The following is a 14,534-nucleotide window of genomic DNA, read 5'->3' on the forward strand; positions in this document are numbered from 1 at the left end:
TTGGCGGTGCCAATAGAGAGACAATACAAAACTCAATTTGTTACAGTTGTCTAAGCTTCTATTGCACTCTTTACCTCTACTAACGTAAAATCTAAATGTTTCTTGACTAAATCTGCTTCTTTAACTTTTACTAACACTTCATCACCTAGGGTGATTACTTGTTTAGTCTTTCGACCTACTATTGCATATTGCTCTTGGTCAAAGTCAAAATGATCGCCTTTAATATCACGCAAGCGAATCATACCCTCACATTTGTTATCTATGATCTCAACATAAATACCCCATTCTGTAACACCAGAAATAACCCCCAGAAAAGTTTCATCTTTGTGGTCCTGCATAAATTTAACCTGCATATACTTAATAGAATCACGCTCTGCACTAGTAGCCAGATATTCCATATCGCTGCTGTGCTTACATTTTTCTTCGTATTCTTCTTCATTTGCAGATTTTCCGTGATCAAGATAATGCTGTAATAATCTATGAACCATAACATCTGGATAACGACGTATGGGAGAAGTAAAGTGAGAATAATAATCAAAAGCCAAACCATAATGGCCTATATTATCTGTGCTGTACACCGCTTTACTCATGGTACGTATGGCAAGTGTATCTATTAAATTTTGTTCTTTTTTACCGGCAACATCAGTCAATAAATTATTTAAAGATGCTGTTGTGCTTTTTCGGTCTTTAAGATTCATTTTATAACCAAAACGACCTGCAATGGTTTGTAAAGCAGCAAGCTTTTCATCATTGGGTTCGTCATGTATTCTATATACAAATGTTTTCTTAGGACTTTGCTTACCAATAAATTCTGCAACTTTCTTATTGGCCAAAAGCATAAATTCTTCAATTAGTTTATTGGCATCTTTAGAAGTTTTAAAGAAAACTCCAACAGGATCATTTTCCTGATCCAATTCAAATTTTACTTCAACTTTATCAAAAGAAATAGCTCCATTCTTCATACGTTGTCTACGCATAATTTTTGCTATTCTGTCTAACTCTAAAGTTGCATTTACTATAGCGGGATCTACGTTATATGATTTTCCGGTAAGGGAAATTTTTGCAGGAATGGTTGCTTCTCGAGTTTCTATAATTTGTTGTGCTTCTTCATAAGCAAAACGCGCATCACTGTAAGTTACTGTACGACCAAACCACTGTCCTTTTACTTTACCTGAAGATTTATCTAATTCAAAAACTGCAGAAAATGTATATTTTTCTTCATGAGGTCTCAACGAACACGCATTGTTAGATAAAATCTCAGGAAGCATAGGAACCACACGATCTACCAGATAAACCGAAGTAGCACGTTCATAAGCCTCATCATCTAATATCGTTCCTGGAATTACGTAATGTGATACGTCTGCAATGTGAATACCTACTTCATAATTCCCATTTTCTAAAACCTGAAAACTCAAAGCATCATCAAAATCTTTCGCATCCTTTGGGTCAATCGTAAAAGTGAGCACATCACGCATATCACGGCGTTTTGCAATCTCATCTTTTTTAATACTGGTATCTATATTATTAGCGTATTCTTCTACCTCATTCGGAAAATCATGCGGTAAACCATATTGAGCTAAAATAGAGTGAATCTCTGTATTGTGCTCACCAGGCATACCTAAAACCTTAATGACTTTACCAAAAGGTGAATCTGCTTTCTCTGGCCAGTCTTCAATTTTTACTAAAACTTTCTCACCATCTTCAGCCCCATTCAATTTATTCTTTGGAACAAAAACATCGGTACGCATTTTCCCCTCTGCAGAAGTATTTACAAAAGCAAAGTTTTTTTGCATTTGAACAACACCTACAAATTCATCTGTCTTGCGTTCTACTATTTCTACAATCTCTCCTTCATGTTTCTTGCTTCGGCGTTGTTTGTAAACATAAACTTTTACGATATCGCCATTTAAAGCTTTATTCATATTGTTTTTAGGAATGTAAATATCATTTTCCATTCCTTCAACAATTACATAACCATCACCTTTACTGGTACAATCTAATTTACCATTGTGATAATGAGATTCTGCGCTAAATACATATTTACCGCGTTCTTTCTCCTGAATGTGTTTTTTTGCTGTAAGCTGTGCTAATTCTCTGACGATCTCATTGCGGCTGTTAGGATCGTCTACTTGTAGTTTTGCCGCAATCTGTTTATGGTTGAATAATTTACCGGGTTCCCGTTTTAAAATAGAGATAATTTTCTGAGTAAGGTTACCGATTTTTGTATTGGATCTTCGTCTTTTTTTATTTGGCATTCAATGCTTTGTATTAATTAGTACAAAATTAGCTTTAAAAGCTGAAAAACTTAGCTGTATTACGTGAACTTTAAGTTAATCTTAGTCCTTAAAAATCAAATAAATACAGATTTAACGGTTACATGACCAATATTTAATTTTAAAAAGCAGTCAATTGTTAAATAAATACTAAATTTGTTCTATTCATTAATCAAACTTTTTCAATATGAAAACGTTTTTGTTGAAGCGCTATACGATAATTATACTCTTTCTAAGTATCTTTATTTTAGGATTATTAGGAGTTTTGTCGTACGTCAATTCAATTTTTTAAAAGATACATCAATTTTAAAAATCAAAAAAAGGAACTCTCTAAAAAGGGTTCCTTTTTTTTGAGTTCACTCTAAACTTTCAAAAAATCAATTTCAAATTTTCAGTTGTTAACAGTATATATAATTATCATTTTTCTTTTTTAAAATTTAAATTAAATCTGATGCTTATTATTGTTTGTTAATAGCGGTATAAGTTTACTTATTTAAAGTTTGGATTTTTAATTATTGGTAGATATTAACGCCTTATACAGACGTTTTCAGATTAGATAAGTCTTGATTCTCAACGAATTTTAAAACGCTGTTAACAATTGTTGATAACAGTAATCAATAGTAGTTTTTGAATAAAATTTTACTAACATTTATTAAAAATAAAGGTTTGAATTGCTCATAAACTGCCAACAAAATTTAGAAAGATTTTCTTGCATGGTATTACCCATGATCTGCTTTGTAATTTTTTTGATAGAAAGCAATTTTCATTTTACTTTTTTGATGACAACTTATAAACATTTATGTTAACTAAGTGTTAACTCATTTTATTCGAGCTATTTAAGTTCAATAAATAGCTGTAAGCTCTTTAAAACTAGTGATCAGAATAAATACGGTTATTCACACAGTGTTTTACTCGATAATTGAGTTTTAAATATTACTAGGCTTTCTTCTATAAATAAACTAGTTCGCCTTAATTTCTTACAGTCTTACCTAAAACTGTCTTAACAGAGTTTAAAGCGTTGTTTTCTAAGGAATATTTTTAAAAGATGCAGATATTGCATCACCTCAAAAAGTAACTTATGGAAATTAAAATACTAAGCTTTGAGCAATTAACAATTCATACATTATATGAATTACTACAGCTACGTGCTGAAGTATTTGTTGTTGAACAAAACTGCCCCTATCAAGATGTAGACGGTAAAGATCAGAAAGCTTTACATGTTTTAGGATATAAAGAAGGTTCACTAGTTGCATATACTCGATTGTTTGAACCCGGTGCATATTTTAACAATGCAAGTATAGGGAGAGTTCTGGTTAAAGAAAACCAGCGTCAATACGGTTATGGTAAAGTAATAATGCAAGCTTCTATAACTCATATAGAAACTGATTTAAATACAAAAACTATAGAGTTATCTGCGCAAACGTATCTTAAGAAATTTTATAACGAACTTGGTTTTCGAGCAGTTGGAGAAGGATATCTCGAAGATGATATACCACACATGCGCATGATTAAATCATAAAAAACCGCCAACTGGCGGTTTTTTTTTATGTTATGTAAGATGCCATTTAAATCTTAACAGGGGTTTTATTTAAGTTGATACTATTTAAAGTCTCATCGGTAAATTTATAATGTCCTCTTGTGGTAAAAATTTTAAATTTAAAATTCTTCATACCGCTCAGAGTATCTAAAAATAACCATTTAGACTTTAATAATCTGGGCTTCTTAGATTTTAAACTCAATTCAAAAATGTGTTTCTCGCCATCGCGTTCTGCTACTATGTCTGGGGTTATAGACACTTCACTTCCGCGTCTGATATACGATTTAGGAGATTCAAATCCGTCAGTATCAGCTTTGATATTTTCAAATCCTCTATCTTCTAAATAGTTTATCGCAGTTCCTAAAATTTCTGTGTTCTTATCGGTATCCTTATCTATAGTTATCATACCTATAACATAAGAGATAGATATTAAAAAATTCTTAAATTAAGGTTAAATACTTGATTTTCAATGTTAATTACTAAGATGATTATACTATATTCTAAAAAAATTCTAGTATATTTTATTTTTTTGATTAATTAAGCGTAGAATTAGCGATTTAATACTTTTAAGTATCTAATGCTGTTATTTAAAATAGATTTAGCTTCGGCAATCTCCTCATTGTGTGTAAGTTGATATTCATACAAACCTTCTCTGTAAAAATATCTTTTGATCAATTCGTCAATAATCAATTTTGAAATTTCGCGTTCCTTTATATCTAACTGCTGTTTTTTAGCAGCATCTATTGTTTTCATGAGATTGGCATATTCGGTACTGATCTCACTTTGTAGATTATCTTTTTCAGCAATGATATACGCTTTTTCCAGATCTCTTTCTGTTTGAGTTTGATAGGCAAATCCTTGTTTATCGAGAAAACTTTTAAAGGCTGCGTAATCTGAAGCAGTAAAATCAAAATCTTCCAACTTACTGTAATTATGCTTGTAGAAGTAATCTGTAGCGAAATCAAAAATCGCCTGATCCCGCAATAAAGCTTCTGTGATGGCACTCATTCCTGCAGATTCTATCTGAATATCCGGTAAGACTCCACCACCATCGTAAACTTTTCTACCAGTACTGGTTTTAAACTCATTATAATCAGCCACATTTGTACGCACTGCGTTTCCGCTTTCATCACGATTCCAATAATCTAAGGCCTGTATGCAACGTCCGCTAGGTGTATAATATCTTGAGATAGTAATCTTCAATTGGGTACCGTAAGTAAGCTCTTTAGGGCGTTGTACAAGACCTTTACCAAAACTACGAGCACCTACAATTACCGCACGGTCATAATCTTGCAGAGAGCCCGAAACGATCTCACTTGCAGAGGCACTGCGACCATTTATTAACACAGCAACCGGTATTTCTGTATCTAAAGGCTCGTTGCGTGTATGATATTCCTGATTGTATTTCTCAATTACTGATTTTGTGGTGGTAATTAATTTTCCTTTTGGTAGAAATAAATTACTCACATTTATGGCTTCGGTTAATAAACCACCGGGATTTCCTCTCAGATCTAAAATGATCGAAGTTGCTCCTTCACTTTTCAATTCTTTTACTGCAGCAGCAGTTTCTGAAGATGCTTTTTTATTAAACTTAGAAAGAACAATATATCCTACTTTATTGTCAATAAGTGTATAAAAAGGTACAGCTTCAATATCAATTTCTTCACGCTTTAAAGAGGTGGTTTGCAATTTTCCCTGGCGTTTATAGGTGATAGGAATACTGGTACCGGGAGCACCTTGTAAAAGGTCACCTGCATCATCTTCAAAATCTGCAATGTTGATATCACCTATTTTTATCAACTCATCACCGGCTTGTAATCCGGCTTTATCAGCAGGATAATCTTTATAAGTTTCAAGAATAGTGATGGTTTTATTACGCGTCAAAACCGAAGCACCAATGCCGGTATATTCACCGGTGTTGCTGATGCGAGCATCTTCTACTTCTTGTTCTGTCCAGTATTTAGTATAAGGATCCAGATCTGCAAGCATACCTTCAATCGCGCTATCCATCAACTCAGCAGGGTTTACTTCATCAACATAATTCATGTTGAGTTCTTTAAACAGCGTGGTAAAAATTTCGATTTGCTTAGCGATTTCAAAGAAATCACTTTTAAAACTAACGGTCGTAAACAAGATCACTACAGCAGTAGCCGATATGAGTATGCGCTTTTTCATATATTATTTTTTTAATGCTTTTTTACGTTGCCAGCGTCGTATTAGAAAGATAGCAAGAATCAATAAGATTATAAAAGGCCATATATAAAGTATGCCTAATAAGAACGTTGAAATACCTTGCCAGCCCCCTTTTAAAGCTTGAATAATTTTAGAACCGTAAGAATGCGTTACTCCACTTTCTACAGTAGTTTTATAAAAATAAACAGTGAGCGTACTGTATGAAACCTGCTTTTTTAGGTAATTGAGTCTGCCTTCTTTGGCTTCTATTTCTTCACGTATTGTGGAAAGTTCTCGTTCTATTTCAAGAATTTCTTTTACTGATTTGGCTCTTTCTAAAAGTTGAAGGTATCTGTTTTCAAGTTCTCGTTTTGCTTTTAAGCGTGCTTCTAAATCAATAAATTCTTCAGTTACATCACGTTGACTGATTGATTTCTCATCATAAAATTCAATGCCTTTTGAAATGATCGTTAATGCCTGCTGAAAATTTTTAGAAGGAATGCGTAACTGTAATTCCTGATAATTGCTTTGATAATCTTTACCCGAACGTTCATTCTGAATATATCCATCTGTAGCTTCAACTGCTTTTAAAATAGTTGATTTGGTTTCAGAAAGATTTTGAGTTTCAAAACGCAGATTTCCGGTTTTGATAATTTGCTGCTCTAAATTTATATCAGAATCTGTAGATGAATTTTGCTTTTGATACGATAAATCATTGTATGCAGCTTCTTCCATTTCAAGAGCTCCAATATCTATGCTGCTTTCAGACCCACCACTTGAGCACATATAAACCATACTCAACATTAAAAAACCAAGTATTTTCATAGGTGCTGCATTTTAATTTAAAGGTTTTCAGGCAGGTGTAGCTTATTAAACTTCTCAGCGAGTTTCAACATCGCTTTATCAAGTTCTTCAATAGCCATCACTTCTCTGCCGGTATAGATAAACATAAACGCAAAAGTCTTGTCATTTGTTTGAAACTGCGTCTTGTTTTTTCTGTAAACTTCGCGCATTAAGCGTTTTATGCGGTTGCGGGTAACGGCAAGTTTGTAATTGCGTTTTGCTACCGAAACCCCGGTTTGTATAGCAATATTTTCTTCTGACAATGGAGTTTCTACATAAAAAAGCAGCAGCGGATAAGCACTCACTTTTTTACCGGTACTGAATAATTCATCCAGCAATTTCTTACGCTTTAAATGCTCTTTTTTAGGAAAGGTTTGCTTCATTTTTTTGCCGAAGGCGAAATTTTAAAGTGTAAAGATAACCAACTTCCCGGGCAATCCTCAGAAGCTTGTATTGCTCATTAATCTTCAAGTTGTGAACGCATACGATGCAAACGATCCAGATCATCAGTGGCTTGATACAATTTGTTTTTCAACACAGGATTTAAATCAGAATTATTCTCTAAAAACGCTTCTCGTATTTGATAGGCTCCTTCTGAAGAATAATTGCCTATAGTTGCATTCAACCAGTTTTTAGGAAAGAAAATATCACCCGTCAATTGTATTTCTTCTAGCAATTCTAAGCTAGTTTTAAGATGTTTAACGCTGCTTTCTTGGCGCAATGGATGATTGATATACCCTAGAGCAGAAAGTACCCAGGATTCTTTTTCTCTATTCTTAAAATCCTTCAGACTTTCAAAAAATCTATCTCGTGTAGTTTCATCAGCAGACAAGGCAGGTTGTAAAAACTGAAACCTTTTTTTCTTATCTGGATTTGTGATTGCAGCTTCTGCTTTTTGTAGAATTTCAGTTGTATTCTCGTGACCGTAAAGTGCTAGAGTCATTGCCATACTGGTATAATCGTCTTCGTTGAGTTTGAGATTAGTTATTTCAGTTTCTTGATTCCAGATAGCATACAAACGCTCTTTCCCACTTTTTGAATAGGCCACAGCTTTAAACAGACCAAAAAGTGTTTTTTTACTATTTGCAGGCAGGTCTTTTTGAAGTTGGTTGTAAACTAAATCTTCCAGTTCTTCTTGATGACTTTCCCGTTGCATTTCGGTAAAATAAGTCCAGAATAAATTTTGAGTCTGACTTGAAATCCGGTTGAGGATCAGCGCATTTTTTTCGGCAATTAATCCTTTTTTATACAGATCAAAAACTGCTACTGGATCAAGGCGAGCATTTAATAGATTTTCGTGCGTGTTGATGTAGCCGTAACCGCGAGCCACCTCATCGTTTAAAAAAGCAATTTTTAATAAATCTTCTTCTTGCTGCGGAAAAACACCATAACCCATCCCGTCATAATTGTAAATGATCTGCTGAGGTTTGGGTAAACCTTCGGCCTTTTTCAATTGTAGTTTTTGATCAACAAATGCAGCAGTAATAACTTGAGTAGAATTTGGGTATACCAAGCCTATTTTAAATGTTTGAGGCCAGATTTTGTCACTCCCATCTTCGGCTTGTTGCGTTAAATAAAAAGACTGAATACTTCCATCTTCAGCATAGATCAATTCTTCAGAAATAACAGGTCTTCCACTTTGATTAACCCAGACTTCACTCCATTTCTTGAGATCAACATCGGTCTTTGTATCTAAAATCGAAACAAGATCATTCCATACTGCATTGTCATTTGCATAGGTTTTAATATACTCTTGAATTCCTTCTTGAAATGCTTCTTTACCAGTTGCAAGTTCGAGCTGGCGCATCATAATTGGCGCTTTGTTGTAGATGATACTTCCGTATAAAGAACCGGCATTTTTCAGGTTATCCAGTTGCTGCCTTATGGGATTAGAACCTTGTGTGCGGTCTTCCCCATACGCACTGGGATAGTGGCTCAATACAAAAAGCAGCTCGTGATTCACATCAGGAAAAGCCGGATTCACAATTTTATCTGCCATAAAATTGGCAAACACTTCTTTCATCCAGACGTCGTTAAACCAGTTCATCGTTACCAAGTCGCCAAACCACATATGTGAGGTTTCGTGGGCGATGAGTTTCGCTCTGCTGAGTTTTTGACTTTCTGTGGCAGTGTTGTCTAAAAACAAAGAAGATTCGCGGTATTGAATAGCACCTACGTGTTCCATACCTCCGTATTGAAAAATAGGAATTGCAGCAAAATCTAATTTCTGAAATGGAAAATCATAAGCGGTATAATCTTCTAAAAAATCTACAGCACCGGCGTGAAGTTCAAAAATAGGATTAAGACTTGCTTGTATCTTGGCACTATCGGTCTCGCGGTAGAGCATGTTCATATCCAGGTCAGCTATTTTCTGATTGGCTACGCTGAATTTACCGGCGACAAATGAAAACAAATACGAGCTCATTTTATCTGACGTGCCAAAGTTGTGTGTTATAAAATCTCCTTCTGAAATTTGATCAACCTCAGGAGCTCCTGCCAGTACTTCCCAGTCCTTTGGTGCGGTAATACTTAAGTTATAAACCGCTTTTAAATTAGGCTGATCAAAAACCGGAAACAACGTGCTCGCACGATCTGGAACCAATAAGGTGTATAAGAAATCTTCGTTACGGTTTAGGGATTGTTCGCCTGCAATAAATTCAATAGTAACGTTATTAACACCGGTTTTTAAATGTTCTGAAGGAATGATAATATGCTCTTCTTTATGCTGAATAGTGATTTCTTCAGCATTTGCCACTACTCTATTTACGTGACCTTTTTCAACATTAAAATCAAGATAAAGCGGTTCTGAAGTATTGCTAATAGTAACTTCTAAATCTAATCTTGCCGGGATTGAATCTTCAATTTTTTCAGGAATGGAAAAACTCAAATTGTAGTTAATAGCACTCAGTTGTTCTTTTCTAAAATCTGCCAGTTCTTTAGAAATACCGGGATTGAGTAGTGTTCTTTCTTCTGAAGCATTCTGGCAAGAAAACAGGCTTAAAACTAAAATTGAAACTAAAATTCGGGTTGTCATTAAGGAAGCATAAAGTTTAATGAGCTAAATATCGGGAAAACCTGTGGTTCTAAGAATTAAAAAAGCCGCTTTCACAATTGAAAGCGGCTTTTAAATTATTTGCTAAAAGTGAATCTCGTTCACTAAGTACTTACTCGGTTTCTTTTGACCAGCTATTGTTAGTACGGTCAATATCTGCCATCAATTGCTGTGCATCTATCGTCATTGCCTTGATCTCAGCAAGAGGTTTGTCTATCGTATACGTATAAGTAGGATTAGCCCAAGTCCAATCTTCTAATTGCGTACGCTTCATTTCTGGAAATGGATTTGCCTTCTCTGCACGCATCATACGTAAGGGAATATAATAGGCTTCATTCTCATCGTTTGTAGTATTGATGTAAAAATCTATAGGCATAGGCATAAGCCCTTTGCGTTCCAGAGTTACCTGAGTTTTACCATCTACTTCTTCAACGTTTTTAATAGCATAGTCTATGGTGTTTATAGTCTGTGTCCAGTCTACTAAATACCAGTCTAACTGCATCCCGCTCACTTTTTCTGCTACACGCTTAAAATCGTTAGGCGTAGGATGTTTAAAATGCCATTTGTCAAAGTATTGCTTGAGCGTTTTATCAAGGTTCTCTTTACCAATAATATAACCTAATTGTGCTAAAAAGACTGCACCTTTAGAATAAGCAGAAGCTCCATAAGCTGCATTTAATGCATAACGATCTGCATAGGTAGTTTGTGGTTGTTCAAAACCACTTTTAGCCAATCTGAAGTATGAATTGTAATTACCTGCTTGAGGATTAGGGTTGTTTTGTTCCATAACGGTATTCATCGCTTCATCAGAAATGTAAGAAGTAAAGCCTTCGTCCATCCACTCATGTTTTTGCTCATTGGTAGCCATTAAAAACTGAAACCACGTATGTGCAAATTCGTGAGCAGTAACACCTACTAAACTTCCAAAGCTTCTTTCACCAGTAATAAGCGTACACATTGCATACTCCATTCCTCCATCACCACCTTGTATCACCGAATATTGATCGTAAGGATACTGACCAATATGCTCGTTGTAATAGGCTAAAAGTTCTGCAGTTTTAGGCTGTAATTTTTTCCAGTTATCAATAATCTCTTTATTGTCTTTGTAGAAAAAGTGCAGTACGGTACCGTCTTCAGCAGTTAGTTTATCATGAATATACTCAGGATCTGCCGCCCAGGTAAAATCGTGTACATTAGGCGCAATAAAATGCCAGGTATATTTTCCTTTTTTAGGCTTCACCGCTTTTTGACCCGGCTCGCCGTAACCGTGACCTATTTCCGTATTTTGTAAATACCCGGTACCTCCTATGGTATAATCTGAATCAATTGTAATCTTCACATCAAAATCTCCCCAAACTCCATGAAATTCACGCGCGATATAAGGATCTGCATGCCATCCTTCAAAATCATACTCCGCTAATTTAGGATACCATTGAGTCATAGACAGTGCTACACCTTCAGCGTTATTGCGACCACTTCTTCTGATTTGAACCGGCACCTGACCGTTAAAATCCATTTTAAAAGTAGTGCTTTCGCCGGGTGCGATAGGTTTTGCAAGATTTACTTCAAGAACAGTTCCGGCAACATTATACGTTAGCGCAGAGCCATCCTGAGAAAGTGTATTTACTTTTAAAAACCCAATTTCATCCGGCTCTAATTTAGAGATGCGATCTACCACACGACGATCTGGATCTTTGATCGTTAATGATCGTATATCCATCTCACTATCTGGCTGAAATGCATTAAAATATAAATGGTAAAACACCTGATTTAAGGTATCTGGAGAATTGTTAGTATAAACCAGTTCTTGTTTTCCGGTGTAATTATAGTCTTCAACATTCATATCAACTTCCATCTTATAGTCAACATGCTGTTGCCAGTAAGCGGTATTATTTTGTGCTTGTGTCAATGCGAAAACACTAAAGAATGAAAGACTTAATAACGTTTTTAGCTTCATATTAAATTTTAGTTTTTACTTGATAATTCAGCCATTTTAAAGGCGTTATACATGTTAACCATTTTTCCTGATTTTGAAAGGCTAGAAAATGATTTTACATTTTCAGCATCGCCACCTGCAGCAACCTGAATGTTAGTACTTACACCGGTTTGCATAATGATTTGTTTGATCTGAGCTGCAGAAAACTGTGGGTAGTATGAGCGTAACATAGCTGCTACACCTGCAACTTCTGGAGATGCCATTGAAGTACCTTGTAAAAAGCGATATTCATTTCCCGGTACTGTTGACCAGATTTGAACCCCCGGTGCAAAAACATCGACGTTAGATTTACCGTAGTTTGAGAAACTAGCAACCAACTTACCACCATAAATATCATTTAACGCACCTACTGAAATTACATTGTCAGCAAACTCGGTAACATTGTCTAACTGATCGTTAGGGTAAACAGTATCACCATTATCCAGGTCAATACCTTCATTACCGGCAGCATTTACAATCAATACATCTTTTTTAGCTGCATATTTGATTGCGTCATATACCCACTCCGGATTGGTTGCAAAATACTTACCAAAACTCGTGTTGATCACTTTTGCACCATTATCAACAGCATAACGTATTGCCAATGCGATGTCTTTATCACGCTCATCACCGTCTGGCACTGCACGTACGCTCATGATCTGTACATTGTTTGCAACACCGTTCATCCCTATACCATTATTACGCTCTGCCGCAATAATACCGGCAACATGCGTTCCGTGCATTGCAGATTCAGGATCTGGACCGATAACATTGTTATTACCATAGTTGGTATCTTTTATATCATCAGGATTGTCTCCCAAAGCTGCACGGTAATTTCCGTTTAAATTGTAGTTGTTATTCAAACGATCTGTCATACTCTCTAATTGCTCACCTATCATAGTGATAAACTCAGGGATCGTATCTTCATAATTAAGCATCTGTGTTAAGATAGCTTTATTACGCTGTTCCATATCTGTTGCAGCCTCTAAAGCCTCCACTTCTTCTGCAGTATAATCTTCTTTACCTAATTTTTGAGAGACAGCGGTATGCGCACTCTTAACAGCAGCAAGTATTTGCTCATATTGTGTTTTTTGCTGAATTAGCTCCTCTTTTTCGGTTTCAACTTCTTTTTTCGCTTTGGTATAGGTCTTAAAAAGTTCTTTTTGTGCCGAAGGAATCTGCTCTAAAGTTTTCCCTTTAAACTGCGCATCATATTTCTGAACGATTCTACTTTTTTCTAACTGCTCCTGAACGATATCTCCTAAGAAATTCCATCCGTGTACGTCATCTATATATCCGTTTTTATCGTCATCGATTCCGTTTCCGGGAATTTCATCAGTATTGGTCCAGATTACTGCTTTAAGATCTTCATGCTCAATATCTACACCGCTATCAACAACTGCAACAATTACCGAAGCACCTTTCCCTTTAATAAGTTCGTCATAGGTTTTTTCAACACTCATTCCTGGGATCGTATCTTTTTGAATGTCTTTAGCAGGCCAATCTTTAAGTTGATCTTCAGATAAATCTGATACTTTTAAAGGAAGTTGATCTACGTTTTCTGCAGGGATACTTATTAAAGGTGCTGTAGTATCACAGCTTGACATAAGCAAAGCAGCGCTAAGGGCTGCAAGAAATATTCTTTTCATTTCTTAGGGTTATTTGTTTAAATTTTGATTCTTAAACCTGAAATAGGTTGAGGTATTTTTTATAATTTCTTTAAAGCCTCATTTTTAAAGAACTTCTGCAATATTAAATTTTTCAGATAAGCGCACGCCTTTTTCAGTATGTTTTACCGTGATTATAGGATTATGTGCATCGTGCTGTAACCAGAGGTAATACTCTTGATCTGCTGCTTTATTCAGAAAGGATTCTTTTTCGCCTAAAGTCAACAAAGGTCTGGTATCAAAACCCATCACATATGGTAAAGGTAAATGTCCTGCAGTAGGTAATAAATCTGCTGCAAAAACCAGAGTCTTATCATTGTAGGTTATGTGGGGAATCATTTGCTTATCAGTATGACCATCTACAAATAAAATACCAAAATCTAATTCTGATGTTTCGGTGAAGCCCTTTTCAGGCTTATCTACAAAACGAAGCTGACCGCTTGCTTCGATAGGTAAAATGTTTTCTTTTAAGAAGGAAGCTTTCTCACGGGCATTGGGTTTTGTAGCCCATTCCCAATGATCTTTATTACTCCAATAGAAAGCATTTTTAAAAACAGGAACTAATGTTTTACCATCTTCTGCCCATTTTATACAACCGCCGGAGTGGTCAAAATGCAAATGTGTTAGAAAAACATCGGTAATGTCATCTGGGTGAAACCCTTTTTCTTTCAGTGAATTTTCTAATGTAGCTCCACCCCAGGGATGATAATAACCAAAGAATTTTTTGCTTTGTTTATCACCCATTCCGGTATCTATTAAAATAAGTCTGTTGCTGTGTTCTATAAGCATACAACGTGCACCAATATCTATCATATTGTTGCTGTCTGCAGGATTTGTACGCGTCCACAACGTCTTAGGAACTACACCAAACATAGCACCGCCGTCTAATTTGAAGCTGCCGGCATCTATCTCGTGTATTGTCATAAAGTATTGATTCTAGAACTTATGATAAGTTCGTCTATTAGAAGTTTTATTTTTCTGAGGAAACCTCAAATTACCCATGTTCACAAGGGTA

At 35.5% G+C, this 14,534-nt stretch carries 10 protein-coding genes; 1 reads left to right on the forward strand and 9 read right to left on the reverse strand.

Annotated features, from left to right (window positions below; genetic code table 11):
- Nucleotides 1-50: 50 nt before the first annotated feature.
- Nucleotides 51-2,255 (reverse strand): ribonuclease R, encoded by a 2,205-nt coding sequence (gene rnr / locus DSM03_RS03200; RefSeq protein WP_128759545.1) that lies wholly within the window; start codon nt 2,253-2,255, stop codon nt 51-53.
- A 1,096-nt stretch (nt 2,256-3,351) separates the two neighbouring features.
- Here rnr and DSM03_RS03205 point away from each other — a divergent pair.
- The gene (locus DSM03_RS03205; protein WP_128759546.1) at nt 3,352-3,792 is read left to right on the forward strand and encodes a GNAT family N-acetyltransferase; all 441 of its coding nucleotides are present in this window, start codon (nt 3,352-3,354) and stop codon (nt 3,790-3,792) included.
- A gap of 46 nt (nt 3,793-3,838) precedes the next feature.
- On the opposite strand, the gene DSM03_RS03210 is transcribed toward DSM03_RS03205, so the two are convergent.
- The 8 genes from DSM03_RS03210 to DSM03_RS03245 form a co-directional block, all read right to left on the reverse strand.
- Nucleotides 3,839-4,216: a hypothetical protein gene (locus tag DSM03_RS03210; RefSeq protein ID WP_128759547.1), complete on the reverse strand. Its 378-nt coding sequence runs from the start codon at nt 4,214-4,216 to the stop codon at nt 3,839-3,841.
- Nucleotides 4,217-4,359: 143 nt separating this feature from the next.
- Nucleotides 4,360-5,985 carry a S41 family peptidase gene (locus DSM03_RS03215; RefSeq protein ID WP_128759548.1) on the reverse strand — a complete coding sequence of 542 codons (1,626 nt, stop codon included), beginning with the start codon at nt 5,983-5,985 and terminating at the stop codon, nt 4,360-4,362.
- 3 nt (nt 5,986-5,988) lie between these two features.
- Nucleotides 5,989-6,807: a DUF4349 domain-containing protein gene (locus tag DSM03_RS03220; RefSeq protein ID WP_128759549.1), complete on the reverse strand. Its 819-nt coding sequence runs from the start codon at nt 6,805-6,807 to the stop codon at nt 5,989-5,991.
- A 17-nt stretch (nt 6,808-6,824) separates the two neighbouring features.
- The gene (gene rnpA, locus DSM03_RS03225; RefSeq protein WP_128759550.1) at nt 6,825-7,208 is read right to left on the reverse strand and encodes a ribonuclease P protein component; all 384 of its coding nucleotides are present in this window, start codon (nt 7,206-7,208) and stop codon (nt 6,825-6,827) included.
- Between the two features lie 77 nt (nt 7,209-7,285).
- Nucleotides 7,286-9,859 (reverse strand): M1 family metallopeptidase, encoded by a 2,574-nt coding sequence (locus DSM03_RS03230; RefSeq protein WP_128759551.1) that lies wholly within the window; start codon nt 9,857-9,859, stop codon nt 7,286-7,288.
- 130 nt (nt 9,860-9,989) lie between these two features.
- A complete protein-coding gene (locus tag DSM03_RS03235) occupies nt 9,990-11,834 on the reverse strand; it encodes a M1 family metallopeptidase (RefSeq protein ID WP_128759552.1) in 1,845 nt (614 codons plus the stop codon).
- Nucleotides 11,835-11,842: 8 nt separating this feature from the next.
- The gene (locus DSM03_RS03240; RefSeq protein ID WP_128759553.1) at nt 11,843-13,501 is read right to left on the reverse strand and encodes a S8 family peptidase; all 1,659 of its coding nucleotides are present in this window, start codon (nt 13,499-13,501) and stop codon (nt 11,843-11,845) included.
- A gap of 84 nt (nt 13,502-13,585) precedes the next feature.
- Entirely contained in the window at nt 13,586-14,443 is an 858-nt protein-coding gene (locus DSM03_RS03245; RefSeq protein WP_128759554.1) for an MBL fold metallo-hydrolase, read from the reverse strand.
- Nucleotides 14,444-14,534: the final 91 nt, after the last annotated feature.

It is taken from the genome of Leeuwenhoekiella aestuarii, from assembly GCF_004104055.1.
GTDB classification, from domain to species: Bacteria; Bacteroidota; Bacteroidia; order Flavobacteriales; family Flavobacteriaceae; genus Leeuwenhoekiella; species Leeuwenhoekiella aestuarii.